General features: G+C 48.9%; 16 protein-coding genes. 3 read left to right on the top strand and 13 right to left on the bottom strand.

The window, feature by feature from the left end:
* Positions 1-62 precede the first annotated feature (62 nt).
* From DRJ53_RS00305 to DRJ53_RS00285, 5 genes are all read right to left on the bottom strand, one after another.
* On the bottom strand, positions 63-416 hold the full coding sequence (locus DRJ53_RS00305) for a nuclear transport factor 2 family protein (RefSeq protein WP_114233598.1): 354 nt from the start codon (positions 414-416) through the stop codon (positions 63-65).
* 12 nt (positions 417-428) lie between these two features.
* Positions 429-1,298, bottom strand: coding sequence for an alpha/beta fold hydrolase (locus DRJ53_RS00300; protein ID WP_114233597.1), 870 nt, complete (start codon positions 1,296-1,298; stop codon positions 429-431).
* Between the two features lie 139 nt (positions 1,299-1,437).
* Positions 1,438-1,890, bottom strand: a complete 453-nt coding sequence (locus tag DRJ53_RS00295) for a YybH family protein (protein ID WP_114233596.1) — start codon at positions 1,888-1,890, stop codon at positions 1,438-1,440.
* 81 nt (positions 1,891-1,971) lie between these two features.
* Positions 1,972-2,622 carry an NADPH-dependent F420 reductase gene (locus DRJ53_RS00290; RefSeq protein WP_114233595.1) on the bottom strand — a complete coding sequence of 217 codons (651 nt, stop codon included), beginning with the start codon at positions 2,620-2,622 and terminating at the stop codon, positions 1,972-1,974.
* A gap of 104 nt (positions 2,623-2,726) precedes the next feature.
* The gene (locus DRJ53_RS00285) at positions 2,727-3,341 is read right to left on the bottom strand and encodes a Crp/Fnr family transcriptional regulator (protein ID WP_114233594.1); all 615 of its coding nucleotides are present in this window, start codon (positions 3,339-3,341) and stop codon (positions 2,727-2,729) included.
* 920 nt (positions 3,342-4,261) lie between these two features.
* Here DRJ53_RS00285 and DRJ53_RS00275 point away from each other — a divergent pair.
* Both DRJ53_RS00275 and DRJ53_RS00270 read left to right on the top strand, forming a co-directional pair.
* Entirely contained in the window at positions 4,262-7,744 is a 3,483-nt protein-coding gene (locus tag DRJ53_RS00275) for a class I SAM-dependent DNA methyltransferase (RefSeq protein ID WP_114233592.1), read from the top strand.
* Positions 7,745-7,825: 81 nt separating this feature from the next.
* Positions 7,826-9,019: a competence protein CoiA family protein gene (locus tag DRJ53_RS00270; protein ID WP_114233591.1), complete on the top strand. Its 1,194-nt coding sequence runs from the start codon at positions 7,826-7,828 to the stop codon at positions 9,017-9,019.
* A gap of 613 nt (positions 9,020-9,632) precedes the next feature.
* On the opposite strand, the gene DRJ53_RS00260 is transcribed toward DRJ53_RS00270, so the two are convergent.
* Together DRJ53_RS00260 and DRJ53_RS00255 are read right to left on the bottom strand one after the other, a co-directional pair.
* The gene (locus tag DRJ53_RS00260; protein ID WP_114233589.1) at positions 9,633-10,628 is read right to left on the bottom strand and encodes a DUF3871 family protein; all 996 of its coding nucleotides are present in this window, start codon (positions 10,626-10,628) and stop codon (positions 9,633-9,635) included.
* Positions 10,609-10,896, bottom strand: a complete 288-nt coding sequence (locus DRJ53_RS00255; RefSeq protein ID WP_114233588.1) for a hypothetical protein — start codon at positions 10,894-10,896, stop codon at positions 10,609-10,611. The genes DRJ53_RS00260 and DRJ53_RS00255 overlap by 20 nt, the downstream gene beginning before the upstream one ends.
* A gap of 1,005 nt (positions 10,897-11,901) precedes the next feature.
* Here DRJ53_RS00255 and DRJ53_RS00250 point away from each other — a divergent pair.
* A complete protein-coding gene (locus DRJ53_RS00250; protein WP_123893260.1) occupies positions 11,902-12,504 on the top strand; it encodes a hypothetical protein in 603 nt (200 codons plus the stop codon).
* Between the two features lie 146 nt (positions 12,505-12,650).
* Here DRJ53_RS00250 and DRJ53_RS00245 read toward each other — a convergent pair whose 3' ends face one another.
* The 6 genes from DRJ53_RS00245 to DRJ53_RS00220 are packed head-to-tail and all read right to left on the bottom strand — an operon-like array spanning position 12,651 to position 20,226.
* Entirely contained in the window at positions 12,651-13,841 is a 1,191-nt protein-coding gene (locus DRJ53_RS00245; RefSeq protein WP_114233586.1) for an efflux RND transporter periplasmic adaptor subunit, read from the bottom strand.
* Positions 13,838-15,139, bottom strand: coding sequence for a heavy metal-binding domain-containing protein (locus tag DRJ53_RS00240; RefSeq protein WP_114233585.1), 1,302 nt, complete (start codon positions 15,137-15,139; stop codon positions 13,838-13,840). Before DRJ53_RS00240 ends, DRJ53_RS00245 begins: the two co-directional genes overlap by 4 nt.
* A gap of 3 nt (positions 15,140-15,142) precedes the next feature.
* Positions 15,143-16,429, bottom strand: coding sequence for a TolC family protein (locus tag DRJ53_RS00235; RefSeq protein ID WP_114234387.1), 1,287 nt, complete (start codon positions 16,427-16,429; stop codon positions 15,143-15,145).
* Positions 16,422-18,320: an efflux RND transporter permease subunit gene (locus tag DRJ53_RS21770; protein WP_114234386.1), complete on the bottom strand. Its 1,899-nt coding sequence runs from the start codon at positions 18,318-18,320 to the stop codon at positions 16,422-16,424. Before DRJ53_RS21770 ends, DRJ53_RS00235 begins: the two co-directional genes overlap by 8 nt.
* A gap of 4 nt (positions 18,321-18,324) precedes the next feature.
* The gene (locus tag DRJ53_RS21765; protein ID WP_114233584.1) at positions 18,325-19,587 is read right to left on the bottom strand and encodes an efflux RND transporter permease subunit; all 1,263 of its coding nucleotides are present in this window, start codon (positions 19,585-19,587) and stop codon (positions 18,325-18,327) included.
* 9 nt (positions 19,588-19,596) lie between these two features.
* Positions 19,597-20,226, bottom strand: coding sequence for a DUF3347 domain-containing protein (locus tag DRJ53_RS00220; RefSeq protein WP_114233583.1), 630 nt, complete (start codon positions 20,224-20,226; stop codon positions 19,597-19,599).
* Between the last annotated feature and the right edge of the window lie 146 nt (positions 20,227-20,372).

Here is a 20,372-nt window from a genome sequence, read left to right as displayed (position 1 = left end):
ACACTACCATTTTACATTGATTTGAGACGCCAGCGCAACCGACTCCACAATCAAATGTTGTTTTAATTCCTTGGAATAATATTCGCTGCTACGGTGTGGAGTCTGATCTTACCCTCTTCCAGAAAAAAGGTGTCAGTACCCAATGGAATGCTGGCCACCGTCGAATCGCTTGACCACACGATATACGCTGCATTGCCTGTCACCGTCAACCGCCTCATATTGAAGTCCGATCCTGTGGGAATGGTGACAAAATAATCCGCAAAGAACTGGCGAATGGCTACCAATCCTCTAATTGGGCCGTCTGGTGTGAGTACTTCCGATTCTTCTGTGTAGTCTTTCAGGATCTCATTCAGGTCGTTGTTGCCAAAAGCTGTCAAATGATGGGTTAACACGTCTCTTGTTATTGTTTCGTTCATTTTTGATTTTGTTTATTGTTTTAAAAACGGCAGCATACTTGTCCATACCGCAGGGAAGTTGACCAAAAAGACAGGGTGCGGTGCACCTGGAATAATGCTCAGCCGCGCATGCGGAATCATTTCGTAAGCGGCAATGATGGTCTTCAAAGGGGCGTTCTGATCCAGTTCGCCAGCCATCACCAAAACAGGGCACTGAATGGTGCTTAATGTTTCTTTACCGATGTTCACCGTGCTGTAGTACCTATTCATGGTCACTAACCACTCGTCAAACCGCCCAGGCTGGGGCATCAGGGAAAGTTGCTGTTTGAAGTAGGCGCTGTCCATGCTGAAAAACAGTTGTCGCGTATTGTTAAACGTCCGAAACCCCTGCTTCCATTCACCCGCACCAATGGCAATCAGCTTCTTTACCTTTTCAGGGTGGGCGGCAGCAAGAAAATAGCCCGTATAAGCGCCGTCGCTGAAACCCAATACCGTCACACTGTCTTTTGTCACCGCGTTGATAACAGCCATCGCATCCTTGGCCTTTCGCTCATAGGTAGGCTCTTCTGAACCCATTTCAGATTTACCATGACCACGGGTGGAAACCGCAATAACCTGGTAGCTTTTCTTCAAACTGTCAATAAAGGGGTGCATCTCGAAGGTAGAACCTACTATCCCACCATGAAGGACAACAATCGGTGCCCCTTTGCCATATACTTCATAATAGATCTTGGCATCAACCACATTCACATACCGTCCCGCTTTGGGGTTGGCACCGTAGGGGGTAACGCCAGCTGGCATGGGTGCTGCTTGCATGAAATGCCTCAGCCTCTTTAGGGCTTGCGCCTGGCTACTGGTACAAAAGATTGCCAGTGTGAGTAAGGAAAAAATAAATGACTTCATTTTACCATGCTTGAAAGGGTGATATTGGATATTACATTGATTTTCAAGTCACCATCAGACAAAGTGCAACTGGAAACGTGCCCAGCTGCACCCTGCGTGGTTTTCTATTATGTGGGGTTGCGCTTGCAACCCTCTTGAACTATTTTGTCTTGTTATACATGTAACGGGCAATTTTCCATTGGCCGTTTACTTTTTCAAAAACAAACAATTCACGGTTTTCGTCTGGTACAGTTTGGCCACTGGCTTTGATGGTAAAAGATCCTTTTGAGGTAGATGTGGCGAAAGCATAGTTACCCGATGCCACAATTTCACCAACAGAAAATTCCAGGTTGTATTTAAAATTATCGAATACATACTGATACGTACCTTTTACCTGATCGGCACCTACTGCGGTGGGTGCGGCATTGGCAAGTAATACGCCATCGGTGGTATAAAGTGAAACAACCTTGCTGGCGTCGGATGCATTCAAGGCATCACGGTATGCGAAGATCAATTTTTTAATATCTGCCTTCGCAGAGGCTTGTGCATTTGCAGTGGGAGATATAAAAAGGCCAGATGCAATCAGGGTGAATACTAAGAGAATTTTTTTCATTTTGAACTTATTTGGATTGAAAGGATTTGTTGAAAGCAGCGCTGCGCCAACACGCAACGCTGTAGGTAGTTAAAGGGATGATTAAACCTTTTGTTTAGCCTCCGTGAGTGTTACTGATTTACCCAACGCACCGTATTCGTGCAGATCACCGAAGACTTCGATGCGGATGGATTGATCGAGCCCACCGATGCGTACGGGCTCAAAGCCGCTGTCGCTGATCAGATCCTCCACCTCGCTGTTGATGTTGGTATCATCGGTTGCATAGAACAGAACCGCCTTTTCTGGGCTTTGGTGGGCAGCGCCAGCAAGTGTAGCTGCGCCCAAGGTACCAAGAGCCTTGGCCAGTTTTACGCCCTGTGGAAGCTGTGTGGACAGTATCTGGCCTGAAGATTCAGTTTCACCAATGATCTTTTTGAAGCCGCCGTTTTCAGCAGGTGCAATCGGGTTGGAAGGATCGACAATGATCTTGCCTTCAAACTCGGATGCGTATTGCTTCAAAAACTCTTGGATGGGACCAAAATAGATGGCCAACACGATGATGTCAGCGTCTTTGATGGCCGCGGGGATCTGGGCTGGCTGTGCCAGGCTTCCCAACTGCTGTGCCAGCGCTTCTGCTTTGGCCAATGTGCGGTCAGCAACGATAACGGGGCGGTTTCCTTTTATGAGGTTCGCAGCAACAGTACTTCCGATGTTGCCAAGGCCAATGACGGCTACTTTTGATTTTGTACTCACGACTATTTCTTTTTTGATGATTTACGAATGTTTCGTGAGTGCAAAACTCCGCTATCACTAAAGGGTGGCCAATGAACTGGTTTAAGAAATAGCCTTGATGTAGTTTAAGATTTTGAGGGCTTTGACGCCCTGCGGTTCCGTAAACGGCTCAAAAATTCTGGTGTAATACCCAGGAAGGAAGCAATTTGCACCTGGGAGAGACGGTTCACCAGGTGCGGATAGATTTCCAAAAAGGTTTGGTACCGTTCTTCGGCGGTGGAGCTAATGTTTTGCAGGAGCCTTTCTTGTAGACGAATGTAGCTGTTCTCCAGCAGCACACGGAAAATGCGGTCAAATTTGGGCGCCTGGATGTACAGGGAAATGAGGTCATCATGACTAATCTGGAGCAACACCGTGTCCTCCAGCGCATCAATATTCAGGGCCGACGGTTTAATGCCGTGGAAACTACTCAGGTCATTGATCCAGTAGTTTTCAGCGGCGAACTGGAGGTTATGAGTGTTACCTTTTTCATCAATCTTGTACATTCGAAGGCAGCCCCGTACCACAAAATACATTTGTGCGCAGACATCACCTTCTTGTAACACATACTGGCGCTTTCGAAACAGACGAGGGTGGAACTTTGCTCCGACCAGTTCCTTTTCCGCTTTGTTCAATGGGATCAAACGATCGAAATAGATGAGCAGCGGATCAAGTGAAGCCTCTTGATGATCTGGTTTCATTTTGTTAAGCTCTGTTAGACTGCAAAAATGGATAAACCAGATGAAACTGTGTGAATTTGAAGTTCAACTGCACGAAGTTACCAACATGGTGGTGGCAGGGGCATGAGTGCTGCAGGTTCCACTTCCTCGAACTGATGACGGCTGTAGGATAATTTGCGCGTTATTCCTTAATATCTCAAATGATTCAGGATGGGACCTATTCGATCTTCCAGCCCTTCCGCCTAAGCCAATCTTCCGCGATCCTAATCACCGCTGCAGCCTTTCGCTTTAGTATTTTATTCTTTTTCCTTTTGTCCATTGCAGCCGAAGTAAGGTGGTAGCCGCCACACTCAGAGCAATAGTAAACCCGTACCGGGTTTTTCTCCCGCACCTCTCCCTTTGTTTGTATTTCAATCATTCGCTGTAATGCCAATGCCCTCGACGGAAACCGCGCCTTTGTGCACATGATTTTAAATTTTTCCGATTACTGACGGCTATATACAATCGCCCGGACAATGGTATAAAAGTTTGATTCCCCCTTTGCCAGCGCTTTGCATACCACCATACTGATTTACTGATGTCAGTATTTACTTATCTACTGATTGTTAATGGATTATCTTTTCGAAAATAACTGCAAGTATTGTTGTAGCCAAGAAGAATATTTGTAAAATTTAATTGCACCTATGCATCAATGTTAGGGTAATATCTAAGTCGAACGTCCTCAATGTTTGGAGTCAGGTCAGCGGGCAAAACTAATTTGGCAATGTTGCATCGGCAGCGAATAAATAATGGGTGTTCGAGTAGCACTATATCTGGCGAAGCGGTAATGTAAAGCGCCGGCACACCGACCTTCATCAACTTGTTTATTGATGCAGCAAGCTTTATAATACCGGCGAACACCTACATTTGTTTAGGTTCACACCAAAACTGATTTACCCTGCATGATTGCTTCGACGCTACCCAACATCAACCAATTCATTACCCGCTGGAAAGCCTCCGGCGCTTCGGAGCGGGCCAATTACCAGCTGTTCCTGTCCGAGCTCTGCGAGATACTGAGCGTGGAAAAACCACGGCCTGCGTCCGACAAGGTGCATGAAGCAGACTACACCTTCGAGCGGCCGGTAATTTTCGATGATGGAGAGGGAAATACCAGCACCAATTTTATTGACCTGTACAAACGTCATTGCTTTGTGCTGGAAGCAAAGCAAGGCTCCAGTAAGTCAGGGCCTTCGGAGGCCGAGCTGTTGGGTGGTGAAAAGGTAAAGACAAAGACCGGCACTGCTGTACGTGATACCCGCACCTGGGAGCGGGAAATGAAAAAGGCCAAAGAGCAGGCCCTGCGCTATGCCCGTTCCCTGCCCACTTCCGAAGGGTGGCCACCATTCCTTGCCGTGGTCGATGTTGGCTATTGCATAGACCTGTATGCCGACTTTGCGCGGCAGGGTAAAACCTATGTGCCTTTCCCCGACCCGCAGAACTACCGAATAAAGCTGGAAGACCTCCACCGCGAAGAAATACAGGAAAGGCTTCGCCTGCTATTCACCAACCCGTTGGAGCTGGACCTCAGCAAACGTGCTGCAAGGGTTACGCGGGAACTGGCCGAACGGCTGGCAAAACTCGCGGCATTGCTGGAGGCAGCAGGCCATGCACCGGAAAAGGTTGCAGGCTTTTTGATGCGCTGCCTCTTTACCATGTTTGCCGAAGATGTGCAGCTCCTGCCCGAAAAATCATTTACCCGCCTGCTGCAGGACTATAAAAGCAACATCGAATACTTTCCGAATGCGCTGCAATCCCTGTGGCAAACGATGGATAAGGGTGGCTTCGACCCAGCCCTGCGTACGCTGATCCCGCAATTCAATGGTTTTCTTTTCAAAGACCAGGAGGCATTGCCGGTAACCGAAGCACAGCTCGACCTGCTGATACAGGCCGCTGAAGCCGGTTGGGCTGATGTGGAGCCCGCCATATTTGGCACCCTGCTGGAGCGTGCATTACAGCCCCGTGAGCGGCACAAACTGGGCGCCCACTACACACCAAGGGCATACGTAGAAAGGCTGGTAATGCCCACTGTAATTGAGCCCCTGCGCGAAGAATGGGAAGCAGCACGTACCGCGTCTACTATACTGGAAGACCGTGGCGATGAGGCAGGTGCCCGTAAAGAAATTGAGGCCTTTCACCGCCGCCTGTGCTCGGTAAAAGTGCTGGACCCTGCCTGTGGAAGCGGCAACTTTTTGTACGTAACACTGGAGCACCTGAAAAGGCTGGAAGGTGAAGTAACCGAGTACCTGGACCATTTTCCACGGCAATTGGGCCTTGATATGACCGGCGGCTACACGGTGACACCGGAGCAACTGCTTGGCCTGGAAGTAAACCCAAGGGCCGCTGCTATTGCCGATGTGGTGCTATGGATTGGTTACCTGCAATGGCATTTCCGTACACATGGTAATGCCAACCGGTTGGGTGCACCAATACTGCGCCAATATGGAAACATCAAGCAACAAGATGCAGTACTCTCCTACACCGACCGAAAGCCGCGGCTGGATAGCAACGGCGTGCCCGTTACCCGCTGGGATGGACACACCACTAAAATGCACCCGGTAACAGGACAGGAAGTGCCCGATGAAACAGCTCAAACACTTGTGTATGACTACATAAATCCAAAGCCTACCGAATGGCCGGAAACAAATTTTATCGTAGGAAATCCGCCGTTTATTGGAGCGAAGTATATGCGAGAGGCATTAGGCGATGGGTACACAGAAGCGCTTCGCAAGGCATATAGGAGCATTGTGCCAGAAAGTGCTGATTTCGTCATGTTCTGGTGGCATAAGGCAGCTGATATAGTTAGAAATAAAACGGCAGAAAGGTTTGGCTTTATTACTACAAATAGTATCAGGCAAACATTTAATCGCAGAGTCATCGACTATCATATAAACAACCAGCCGGCACTTACAATCGCGTACGCAATTCCTGACCATCCATGGGTCGAAAGTAATGATGGCGCCGCCGTCGAAATTGCTATGACTGTAGCATCGGCGGGCTATAGACAGGGAAGGCTTCTAACATTAATATCAGAAAATAAGACTGATAATGCTGAAGTAGAAATCAAGTTAGCAGAAAAAGTTGGTATCATTCAATCCAACTTGTCCGTCGGACTACCCCTAACATCGATTGTCGCTTTAAAAGCGAATGAAAAAATAAGTAGTCCAGGTGTCAAATTACACGGCTCCGGCTTTATTATTGGTGAGGCGGAAGCAGATCGATTGAGTTTGAACAATGGCCCAGACGCACTTAATTACATTAAGGAATATCGCAATGGAAAAGACTTGACTGATTTACCGCGAAAAGTAAAAATAATAGACTTGTATGGGCTTAAATCGGAAGAAGTTCGGGAAAGGTTTCCTTCCATTTTCCAATGGATTATAGATAGGGTAAAGCCTGAAAGAGATGCAAAGGCAAATACACCAGATGGCGCAGCCTATGCCAAGCTATGGTGGCTCTTTGGCAAGCCCAGGCCAGAAATGCGTAAAGCATTACTTGGATTAGATCGATATGTCAGCACTGTTGTTACCGCGAAGCATCGTGTTTTCCAATTTTTACCGGCAAGCATTCTTCCCGATGACGCGTTGATAAACATTGCAGCCAACGATGCGTTTATTTTGGGAGTTCTGTCGTGCCGTTTTCATATAAAATGGGCATTGGCAAACGGTAGTAATTTGGGTGGTAACACACCTCGGTATATTAAAACCTCATGTTTCGAAACCTTTCCATTTCCTAACGCTACCGATGATCAAAAACAAATTATCCGCAAAATAGCTGAAGACCTCGATGCCCACCGTAAAAGGCAGCAAGCACTACACCCAACGCTCACCATTACTGACATGTACAACGTGTTGGAAAAGCTCCGCACCGGTGAAGCACTTAATGCCAAAGACAAAACGGTACATGAGCAGGGCTTGGTTACTGTGTTGAAGCAACTGCACGATGAACTGGATGCAGCAGTAGCCGTTGCATACGGGTGGCCCGTTACCCTTTCCGAAGAAGCAATCCTCGAACGCCTGGTAGCCCTTAACAAAGAACGTGCTGCAGAAGAAGCCCGCGGACTGGTGCGCTGGCTACGCCCCGAATATCAAAACCCGCAAGGCTTACAACAAACTGACATGGGCTTAGAAACTGCTGCCGTGGAAGCTGTGGCAACATCGCAGGAGCTTCAGGAATGGCCCAAGAACCTCGCTGAGCAGGCACAGGCAGTGCAACGTACCATCCAACAACAGGAACACCCGATTTCAGCCGAGCAACTGTTGCTGTTTTTCAAGGGATCAACAAAGGGTGCAAAAGCGCAGCGGGTGGCACAAATAGACAGCTTACTGCAAACCCTGAACGGGTTGGGGTTAATCCGTAAAACTGAAAAAGGACAGTATGTAAAGTGATCCCCTTGGCATAACAAAGTTTTTGGCGGCCGCACGCCACCATATCGGACATCACCAATTCATTTGTTTACTCAATAGCCAATGAACACAGCTTTCTTTAATGGCACCGATGACCAAGAAAAAGCCCACCAACCGAAAAAAGCCGAGCATGGCCATTTTCTGCGTTTCGGTATAAAGGATGGTCGTTTAATGCATATAGACGATGTTGAGACAGGCTTACGCTGTGGCTGTAAGTGCCCGGCCTGTCACACAAACCTTGTTGCCAAAAACCGTAAGGGAAACAAGAAGGAAGCGCATTTTGCACACCATAATGGCGCACAGTGTAGTGGAGCTGTTGAGTCGGCGATACACTTGATGGCCAAGCAAATTATTGCCGAGGAAAAGAAAATCCGTACGCCAGCGATAACACAAACCAGGAGGAGCGGGCAGAAAATATTGAGAGCCGAAATGTTGGTCGAGCTTGACGAGGTTGTTTTGGAGGTGCCGTTGTTAAATGGACAGATCAAAGTTGATGTGGTGGGAGTAGCAAAGGGCCGTACACTGCTAATTGAAATGGCCCGTACGCATTTTGTCGAGCCCCATAAGGTGCAGGTTATTCGGTCCGAAAACTTAGCCTGCATTGAAATTGACTTACGACAATTGCCGCAGGATTATGCAGTGGTGCACCACTTTCTGCTGGAGAACGCCAGCAGGTCAACCTGGATCCACAATCCTATAAAGCAAAGTCTACTGGATAAAGAATTAGAAAGGCAGGAAGCGGAACGCTTAGAAAAAGAAGCGGAGATAAAGAGAAAACGGCAATCGGTAAAGCGAATGCTGGACCAGTATAAGAAAGATAATTTTTCACTTATCCGAAATGACCAACCGGGACATTTTCCTTGCCCTCAAAAGGCGGCAATTATATCGGAATTTTATAGTACAGATTATGGCCGAAACCCGGTAGTACAGCAGATAAAGCAGTGTGGCTGGTGGAACCGGAAGGTGTATGGCCGCTATGAAAAAGGTTGCCGGATTTTCATTGGGAGCAGAGAAGTTTTTATTTGGCCATCTTCTGAAATGGCCGAAGCGAAACAGCAACCCTACCGCTTCACCTTTAAGGCGGTGAAATTACTTCAGTCGCTCCTGATCATGCTGGACGAATATCCTTGTGACCATTGTAGGTACAAACTTAAAAGTATGGGGCCACTTACAATATGTGGCGCCACAGTAGATAAAAGCCGAAATCCGGACCAATTTATAAACTATGACAAACTACCATTCGAATATGAGCTGTAATACTCATTTTCTGTAATGCCCCTTCAATTTTAGCATATATTGCGCCGTTTAACGCTATCATTTCCGGTTTTGGATTTTGAGGGCACTTTTGGGCCGCCGGAGACTACCTCCCGCTTGCTGCGCATTAATATTAATTCTTGTCAACGCACTATTTCACGACCGCTACTTACGTAGTCAAAGTAGTCGTACGGCGCATTTAGCTCCGATGGCACAAACGCATTGCCTGCTTCAATTTGGCATCAACTCACCGGCCATACTTTAGCCACACGTACTCCGCAAAATAGAAAGGTGCAGGTAGTTGGCACCTGCCCCATTATCTCAGTCTTTATGCACCAAGGCTAACACTACCACCCAAAAACTACCCCACATAAACAGGTGCATCAATCCCACTGCTGCCTTTTTTGAGGCTGCCTTGCTCATTGAGTCACAGCTATACACCGCCATAATCAACAGCACGGTCACAATGAAACCGCCAACGATTGTACCGATGCAGCTGTCGAATGGGTTACATCCCCGGTTATTATTCATGTCGTTGTTTTGGAAATAAAAAGAAAAGGGCTGGAACACTGCCAACCCTGTCAATCGTTTGGGCTCTTTGCATTCAGCCCAGGAACTAATTGCAGCCTTTATGCTCCAGTGCGGAAGCCAGCTCTGAAGTAAAGGTGGAGGCATTCACTGCCCGGTCCAGGAAAGTGTCGATGTATGACTGCTTGTTGGCTGCGGTAAGCAGGTTGTACAGCCGCCACAAGCTAATGTCACCGCCTGCATCCCGGCAAAAGGATTGGTCTCGGTAGTAATCCCTGCACACCGCATTGATCTGGGCATCACCAAATTGCATTTGGGGTATACCTTGCTTTAAGCCTGCAGGCAGGTGTTGATACATGCGGCACCGGCCAATGAGCTGGGCAAATTGCTGCTCAGTGAGGCTGTAACGCTGCAAAGCTTCCATTTTTTTCAGCTGCGCGATGGCATCAAAGGAAGACACCAGGTGGAAGATGGCCAACTTCAACTGCTCCAGGCTCTTAACCCTGATGTCGTAGGTAAACCCGTCCGACCACACGCACAGATTGGTGCACACCGATACTTTGAAGCCGATGAAGATCTTGAAATGTTCCTCCGTACCCCTTCGGCCACCAAGGTTATCGAGGTTGTAGGCCTTTACCCCACCGATGGTGAGTGACAAGCGTTCACCATCAATGGTATCGGCAATGGTGGGCACTTCGATGATGAATGCCATGCGTTCGTAGTAGATGGTCTTCTCGTGTTCCATGAGCTCACTGGCGGGCTTATTCCGGGCTTCTGGCACTCTGCCCTTGATTGGGTGAGAAAGCCTTATGAATGGGCTTAAAATGCGCTCTGCGGGGAATGTGCTGTGTACTACTTCCTCGGCAACCTCAATGAAGTCTACCTGGGAAATCAGCGGCTCGTTATCGCGGGCAAATACAGGGATTATATGGTGATGACGCAACTCGGTCAGGCTACCCTCCACCGTGTTTGCTTCTATGAACGGACTGCGGGAAGCAGCAATCTGAATGTTGTTTGCAGCTACGGTCAAAAGGGTGTTTGCGGGCTGCTGGTGCTCCTGCGGGTTATACAGTACGAGTTCCATTGTTACAAGTTTTGAGTTGAGGTTTGAGTGTTTGGTAAATGCTGGTGGTGTAGGCTTCTTCGAGTTCCGCAATGCGGTCGTCGAAGGCGGCGAGCATAGTTTCATCAAGGATGTAGTCGGTGGCAAAAAGGAGTTCGATGAGGTCCTGCATAGTAGCGCAACCATTGATCGCCTGTTGCAGGTCGGGCAGCACTTTGCCAAGAGGCGCGGAAACACTGCCGGCTTCCATGAAATTGCCTTCGTCCACGGGGTTGTTGGGAGTGTTCATGTTTTTTGTTTTACTGTAGTTATGAAACAGAAAAAGGCACCCAGAGTAAAGGATGCCTTTTGTTTTGACTGTAACCAGGCGATGGTTACGTATTGCTGAATGGCCGCATGGTTAAGGTGCACGTATCATATTGTTGATTCTTTACGGGGATGGTGGGGCTGGCGGCGTATTTCCTTTGCCTGGCCAATTTTTCCGGCTTTGGATGTTGCCACGGCTGGAAAGAAGTTGCGGATCTGTGTTGGCGGGGGGATACCGGCACCGCTGCTGGGGAGTAGGGGGTGTTAGGAGGAACTGTTACCTTGCTCCGCGATTAAAAAAAATAAAAAAATTTTTTGAAATGTGCGGCGGACGAAGCCAAGGGTGCGACTTTCGACCGGCTTTCGGTTGCAACCAGCTGAATTTTGACAAGGCCTAAAAAAGAACAAAGAAAAGACGCCAAACCGAATGGCGGCATGCCTTAAAAACCTACCACAATACGGCAGAACTTCTTTGCAAAGACCTGCAGTACCTCTGGGCACTCTGCAAGCCCGGGCCAACCGGCTTAGTGTCCATTTTTAAGGGTATTTTTTAAAGATCTCGCAAGTTGGTCCTTCGCTAAAGCGTAGGCATTTTGGAGGTTAAGTAAATATAGGTAGGGTTCCTTACTAATATATATGTGTTATTCAAAACCAAAGTGTTACAAAGGGGGTGGATCGTAAAAGGGACTTTATCTTTGCCTTGTCTACCAAAGCAGTACCTCGCTACACCTTGGTTTGTAGTTAGCCCAAGGGATTTTTTCTCCACTTTACAAAAAAGCCTTTTGCGTTTTTCCGGCATGTGACTTTTTTAAGAACGAGAAGGACGAAATAAGCGAAATTTCATCAAAACCTTTTACTGTAGCGGTCTTCGCGGGAATTGCACTCCGTGTAAATGGTGCGGAATTAGCCGATAAGGCCGTGCAATATGCCCGAAAGCAGATACCTCTATTTCAAATAATTCAGCAAATAAAATCCAAAAATCCTCATTATGAAAAGCAGCAATGTGATGCACAAGATAAGTATCGACCCGAACGGTTACGCAAACATAGAAACCGGCGAATTACTCGGGTCAGAACTTCCGATTGGTTCCCGATTAAACATGCAAGAACCAACCACCCAAGCAACAATTAAGTTTAAAAACTTCGTCGCTTCAGATGCTGCAATCGAAGAGCATATCCTGTCAGTGCTGCTCCCGAAAGATTATAGACGTTACCGACTCATGGCTTGCTGGTTGCACAAGGAATTAAATATGGTGCTTAACGGGAACCACAAGCCTCACAATCTACAGTCTTTGGCAAAAGCACTCGACATAACAGTAGACGAAACAACGCGGCTTATCAACCGGTTAACTTCGTTTGGTTTGGCAAAGTGGGCCACGTTTTCAGACTATGAATTTTTTGGTAAAGTTCTGGTATTCAATCCATACGTGATAAAAAAGCGCACCAGATTTGAAAAGCAACTTTTGCAGCTATTTCCAACATTTCAGGAGTACACAAAGAAAGCTGCCCTTCCGCCCAAAAAGAGGGTTAGCAAAAAATGTCAACCTGAAGCGGAGCTAAAAGAATTTGCTTGTTCACCGACTATGCATTGAGCGAAGAAAGAAGCCCAGTTGTGAAGCTGGGCCCTTTTCTTTCGAATAAAGCAAGGTACATAAACACATCGCAGCAAGATTAAGTCAACAATCTTTGCGCGACCAATCGGCATACTCGTTGGGCAGCGGGCCATTTTTACTTATGTTCAATGATTGTGTCCGGTCATCGGATCAGCCCCACGTTTAAAAACAAATTCACTGTGCAGCAAATACACGCCATTTACCACAACTACATCGCCGGCTTTCAAGCCTGAATTTATTTCTATCAGCCCCCCACTTTCCAGCCCTGTGGTCACCATCCGGCTTTGAAACATGTTCTTACCGCTTTGCACCCACACTGTTGCACCACCTTGCTGCCTGATAACAGCATCGGTAGGAAGTGTGAGTGAATTGCGGCTGGCAGTTTGCACCCGCACCAAGGCCGACATGCCAGGACGAAGTTGGCCGCCCGGGTTAGGAATAACCACCCGCAGCAGGTTGATGCGTGTGTCCGGCGATACTTCGGGGTTGGAAAATTCGACCCGGCCTTTGATGCCTGAAGACAAGCCTGGCACCATTACGGTAGCCGCGGCACCGGTGCGAACCCCGCTCATTTGCGAAGTATATACCTGCGCTTCCGCCCATAGGGTGGAAAGGTTGGCCAACTCTATGATGCTGCCACCTTCGCCCACATAGCCTCCCTCCGTTACGTTGAGGGTGGTAATATATCCGCTTTCGGGGCTGTAAAAGGTTGTGGTAAATGGTGCCTGTTTCATTCCGGCCAGGGCATTGATCTGGCTTTCACTCATGCCCCACAGTTGGAGCTTGTTGCGAGCACTGCCAATCAGTTCATCGAAGTCGATGAGGCTTTGGCCGGCAAACTGCTGCCGCCGCTGCAATGCTGCAATGTATTCCTGTTTAACAGTATTGAGCTGCTCGCTGTACAATTCATACAATGGTGCCCCTTTTTTAATGTAGTCGCCAGTCGTTTTCACATACAGCTTTTCGATGCGGCCTGTTACCCGTGCACTTACTGATGCTGTTTGTGCCGCGTTCTGTGCCAGTATACCCGTCAACTCCAATTCGGATCCGATGTTTCCCTGCCCTATGGTATCCACCTCTATGTTGCCGAGTTGAATTTGCTGATCGCTCAGTTCAAGATCGTCGGTGTTTTTTACTGCACTCTTTTTCACCGGTGTAAGCGTCATGCCGCAAATGGGGCATTTGCCCGGCTTGTCCGACAGTACTTGCGGGTCCATCGAACAGGTGTAGATGACATCCGAATCCTTTACCACTTTGCCGTTGCTGCAGGCAAAGAGGAAAAAGGAAAACAATAGGGCTATGATCATGTTCTTCATGGTTCCTGCACTTTAATGAATGCCTCGTTGTCGACTAAGTACTGCGCATTTGCCGCAACGCTGTCGGTGGGCTGCAGTCCGCCGGTAATTTGCACCAACCGGTTAAGCTCCAAACCAGTCAGTACTTTATGGGCTTTAAACCCACTACCCTCCCGCAGAAAAACAATGCGATCACGGCCAAGTGAAAGCAACGCTTCCTTAGGTAGCCAGGTTGATTTTTTCGGCTGCCCAAAAATGGTTGCGGTAACACGGCTGCCCACTGGCAATTTAAGAGCGGCATTGTTGAAAAAAACCCTCGCGTTGAGCGTTTTGCTTCCTGCCCTGAAAATGGGCTCGATATAATCTACCTGCGCCCTGAAGTTTTGCTGCGGTGCGGTTTCCGGCACCACCCGCACCGGGTCACCTGGTTTGATTAAATTTTGTTGTTCCGGATAAATATCCAATAGTACCCAGGCCCGCGCAGCATTGTACACCGACAGCACAGCCTGCCCGCTTTGTACATACGAACCTTCCTGAAGTTGTAACGTGCCGCTGTTTGCGCCACCCGTCACTGGAGCTGATTGCATGGCATCGCCACCGGCGCCCATACCACCTGGGCCTGAATTTGACACACCCAGAGCTGGCGCACCAAGATCGGTTACAAAACCACTATACTGACTATACACGGTAACAGCATATTTCGGTTTTCGGGTGCGCATCAACGTTACAACCTGGCTGTTGGTCATACCCAGAAGCAGCAACCGGTCTTTTGCGGCATTGATCAGCGATTGGTTTGCCGGATCATTTCGCAGTACAAACAGTAAATTTTGCTGCGCCGTCATTAGCTCGGGGCTGTAAATATCCATAACGGCCTGGCCCTTTTTTACCGGTTGGTATTTATACCGGATGTACAGCCGCTCTATTCGGCCCCCTACCCTCGAAGAAATGGCGCCAGCCTGCCGCGTATCGTATGCTATGGTGCCCACCACGTCAAGTTCCAGATCTTCTTCGCGTTGCTGCAAAGCCGTTACAGGCACCGAAGAAACTACAAAAGCATCTGCGGGCCGGAGCAGGGTTTCCAACCCAACATTGGCTAACCTTTTTGCATCAGTTTCCTTTTTGACCAAGTCCATACCACATACAGGGCAGGAACCAGGTGCATTCCGAACGATCTCGGGGTGCATCGGGCATGTATACACTTCGGCCGCTGCCTGGTGCTCATGCCCGTCGGCATTCACCTTTTTGCCATCATTGCAGGCAACCAGCAGGGCCAAGTAAGCAAAAAGCCAAATCGATATTAAAAAAAATACTCTTTTCATTTTTTATCTGATTTCAAGTAAGCGCTCCAACTCCACCTGTAGGTTGAGCAACTGCTGCAACTGGTCCAGGTACTCCACCTGTGTCATGTTCAGGGTTTCCCATGCATCGAACAACATGAACAGTTCCTGTGTGTTTTGCTGGTAAGCCAACAGGTTTGTTTTATAATTGTTCCGCAGCGCAGGAATAATATTGTTTTCGTACAAGCGCACCTGCCTGCGCTTGGCATCTATTTCCGCCCGCATGCCGGTTGCCATGCCTCTTGCTTCGTTGATGATCATCTGGCGCTGGCTGGTTAGTGCTTCACTGCGCCACCGGTAGCTTTCAATATTTGCCTTGGTCATGCGTGATGCCCAAGGCACCATTGGTAAACGCACCATTCCCATTAGTGTAAACTGTTGCGGCTGGCGGCCGAACCCGTACATGTGCTCGAAGCGAACGCCAAATTGTGGCTTCAGGTCCAACCTTGCGGATTCCATGCGCAGCCGGTTCGTCAGGTCCTCCAGTTCAAGGGCCTTCAACTCGCTTCGGTTTCGAACGAAAAGGGCGCTATCGAACACCAAGGCACTGTAGTCCTTGAACCTGATCGCAGTGTCAATGGTAAAGTCGATTTCAGTGTTGCGGTTCATCAGGGTGTTTAGGGTAATGCGGCGCTGCCGGCTTTCGTTTTCATACATTACCCGCATTTGCTGCACATTGCCCAGTGCTGCTTTGGCCTTGTAATAGGCGGTCAGTTGATCCAGGCCATTACGGTAGCGGATTTCTGCGTCCTTAACCATAAAGTCCAGCACCTTTTCGTTTTCGTCCAGTACCGTTTTCTTTTTTTCTATGATGAGCCACTCGCTATACGCCTTCTTTGCCTGGGCATAAAGGTCGTTCAGTGCCGCTTTGCGTTGCTCCCTTGCTGCCCCCGACATACTTTGCATGTAGGCACTTTCCGCATTTAGCTTGCGCCTGTTGGGAATCATCTGTTGCAGCGACACCATAAAACTTCCCATACCCTCGTCCATCCCTCCTGGCATTGCTTTCCAGCGCTGCACATTGTAGGGCGTCATAAAAAACCCGGTGCCCACTTCGGGTGGCATCCAACTCCGGGCTCCCTGCGCAGCCGCGTCCATGGAACGTATGTCGGCATCGTACATGCGGCCCACAGGGTTTTTCCGTTCAATGCTGTCCAGTATGCTGCCCACACCAATTGCAGGTTGGCCCTGCGCACTTCCTACTTTTAAAAGCAGGAAAGCTGCGAGTAAAAACCAACTGCCGCTCGGAACGTTTTGTAGTAGCTTAATCATTTGCCATTTCATTTATGCGGAGTTGCCCCCGTTTTTTCAATTCATTTTCCCGCACCATCGAGTACATTACCGGCAGCACGATGAGCACAAATAGCGTGGAGGTAATAAGCCCAAAAACGAATGGTATGGTAATGGGCTTCATCACATCGGAACCGGGCCCGGTTGCCAGCAGTACGGGCATTAGGCCGAGAATATCCACAATCACCGTCATCAGCTTTGGACGCAAGCGCAGCACGGCACCGTCGTATACCGCATCTTCCACCACCTGCTTGTTGATGGGTGCACCCTCGGCCCTTGCCCGCTCCACTTTATTGAACAGGGAATTATTCAGGTACACCAGCATCAGCACGCCTGTTTCCACGGCAATGCCAAACAGTGCGATAAAACCTACCGCTACTGCAACGGAGAAATTGACCTCGAAGAAATAAAGGGAGTAGGCGCCACCCACAAGCGCCACCGGTATAGCAGAAAGCACAATGGCCACCTCACGCAAGTTTCGGAACGTGAAATAAAGTATGATAACGATGATGAGGAGCACAATAGGCATGATGAACATCAACCGCTTTTCTGCCCTTATCTGGTTCTCGTACTGACCACTCCAGTCCAGGTAATATCCCTTGGGAAGGCTGCTGACCGCCGCTTGCAGCTTGCGGCGGGCCTCGTCTACCGTGCTTCCCAAATCGCGGTCACGGACGTTAAACAGCAGTGTGCCGCGCAACATTGCATTTTCCGAGGTGATCATGGGCGGTCCTTCCGCAACCTCCACATCAGCCAGCGCACCCAGCGGAATTGGCCCGCTGTTCATAGTGATGATCGGCAGTTGCTTTAGCTTGTCCACCGTATTGCGAAACTCCTGCCCCATACGCACCGCTATACTAAAGCGCCTCCTGCCTTCTACGGTTTGCACAATGCCCGCACCGCCCAAGGCAGTTTCTATAAACATATTTACGTCGTCTACCGAAAGACCGTAACGCCCTAATTCTTCCCTGCGGATGTTAACGTCGATGTACTTGCCACCGGTTATCGGCTCCACATAAAGATCTGCCACACCCTCTGTACCCTGTAATGCACTTTTAAACTGCTGCGCCAGCCGGTTAATGGTATCCAGGCTTTGCCCGTAGATCTTGATGCCCACATCGGTGCGAATGCCGGTAGAAAGCATGTTGATCCGGTTGATGATGGGTTGCGTCCAGCCATTGATCACACCCGGTATCTGGAGTTTGCTATTGAGCTCGTCGATAATATCATTTTTGGTGATTCCTTCGCGCCACTCGCTTTGCGGCTTCAACAACACAATGGTTTCAATCATGCTTATGGGCGCATTGTCGGTGGCAGTGCTGGCCCGTCCTGCTTTGCCCAATACATTCTGTACTTCGGGCACGGTAAGCATTAGCTTATCCTGCACCTGCATGATGCGTTTGATCTCGGAGTTGGACACATCGGGCATTGTTACCGGCATAAAGAGCAGCGACCCTTCATCCAGCGATGGCATAAATTCCCTGCCCAGCCGCATTACCAACGGTATACTCAATAACACAAGGAGTAGCGATGCCAGTATCGTAGTTTTTTTCCAGCGCAAACAAAACCGCAGGATAGGTGCATACAGGAAAATGAAAAACCTGGATACAGGGTGCTTGCTCTCCGGCCGCACCTTGCCTTTGAGCAACATTACCATCAACACGGGCACCACAATCACAGCAACGATTGCAGACCCGATCATGGCGAAAGTTTTGGTCCAAACAAGTGGTGCGAAGAGCTTTTTCTCCTGGCCTTCGAGGAAAAGGATGGGGCTAAAGGACACCAGGGTAATGAGGATAGCACTCACCACCGCTTTCGCCACCAGTTTGGACGACGCCGCTATTTTTTGTTCTCGTTCTTCTTTGGTAAGCATAGCTTTAATCGGTTTCGCCACTTAATGTTTTCATTGCGTTTTCCACCATTACAATTCCTGCATCAACCAGGTCGCCCACGGCAAGTGCAACTCCTGCAAGCGACATAATGTTGGAGGTTATGCCAAACCATTTCATCATAATGAATGCAATGAGCACCGAAAGAGGTATGGTAATAACAACCACCAACGCACTGCGGATATGGAGCAGAAAAATGAACAGCACAATGGAAACGATGATAATTTCTTCGATCACGGCGTCTTTGAGGGTACCAATGGTGGCCTCAATAAGGTCGGAACGGTCGTATGCTACCTTAAACTTAACACCTGCAGGCAGCCCCTGTTCTACATCAGCCAGCTTTAGTTTTACCCGGTCAATTACTTCTTTGGCATTTTCACCATAACGCATCACCACGATACCTCCTACCTTTTCGCCCTGGCCGTTTTCTTCAACAATGCCCAGTCGTAGTTCGCCGCCCATTTGTACCGATCCAATATCCCGGATACGTACTGGTACTCCATTGAGGGTTGCCACCGATACGTTTTCGATTTCCTGCAGGTCTTTGATAAAACCCAATCCGCGGATTATGTAACCAATACCCGACTGCTCAAACTTGCTGCCGCCAACATCGTTGTTATTGGCCTTGATTTTATTGATAACGTCCATCAACGGTATGTTGTAATACTGCAGTTTTAGGGGGTCAACAATCACCTGATACTGTTTTTGAAACCCGCCAAAGGAAGCCACCTCACTCACACCTTCAACGGTTTGCAGGGCAAAGCGAACGTACCAGTCCTGCAGGGCCCTCAGCTCACCCAGATCCACACCGGGAGCATCAAGGGTGTACCAGTAAACGTGTCCCAGACCTGTACCATCGGGGCCTAACGTTGGTGTTACGCCGTCCGGCAACAAGCGCTGTGCATAATTGAGTCGCTCCAGCACCCGGGTGCGGGCCCAGTATATGTCGGTATCGTCGTCGAAAATGACAAAAATGAAACTCATACCGAACATGCTGTTGGCCCTGATGTTCTTTACCCGCGCAATTCCTTGTAGGTTACTTACCAGTGGATAAGTCACCTGATCCTCGATGATCTGCGGGCCACGCCCCATCCATTCAGTAAAGATGATGACCTGGTTTTCTGAAAGGTCCGGAATGGCATCTACCGGCGTTGTCTTTACGGAGTAGATACCGTAAATGGTGATAGCTGCCGCAACCAGCAGAACGATCCACCGGTTGCGCAATGCAGCATCAATTATCCTGTTGATCATGGCAACGGGTTATTTATGAATGACTTCTTCAACAGTGCCGCACTCCAGCATTTGGGCGCCGAAGTAAGGATTGTTGATTTCCTTGGCCTCACTAAGCCACATAGCACCTTCGTTGTTTTTGGCCATCGGGCAATGAGCGTGGTAGAGTGTGCGGCCGCCACCGAAGGCCTTAGCCAGCGCATACACATGTTCGCTCAACGTTACAAAGTGTTGGCGCTGCTGCGCAATAGCGCCACTGCTTTTGGCAATTTGGCCAGCATGCTCTTTAATGCCATCGGCCACCCCGTCGTACGCCCCTTTTTGCTCGGGGGTGAACAGCGATTTGTCAACTTTTTGCAGCGATGCACTCATTGCTTCGGCACCCTTGCCTGCTTCTGCCGCGTCATCATTGGCCAGTGCGTTTTTTACATGCAGGTAATGATCCACACTTTCTTTCAACGCCGCTGAAATATTGGCATCCACTTGCGGGTAGGTTATCGCAATGGCTTTGGCTGGCGTAGCATCAGCTTCAGCTGCTGGCTTTTCAGTGGTGGCTGCTGCCGTGGTGTCGTGACCTTCGTGGGTTGCACCGCCTTTGTTACTGTCACATGCTGTAAGGGTCAAAACTGATGCTGTGACAAAGAGGAGTCGTAGTTTCATTTTATTATTGTTTGGGTTTAAAAATGTGTGTCAGGCTGGCCAGGCTCTTTTTGCACCAAGAGCCATTTACCCCGCATGTTCGCAAAAAGTTCCGGATGCACATATCTGTGATACCCGGTTGCTGATGCCCTGAATTTTTCTTTTGT

This window comes from Paracnuella aquatica (assembly GCF_003332885.2).
GTDB lineage: Bacteria > Bacteroidota > Bacteroidia > Chitinophagales > Chitinophagaceae > Flavisolibacter > Flavisolibacter aquaticus.
This window is presented reverse-complemented; position numbering and strand designations above follow the sequence as displayed.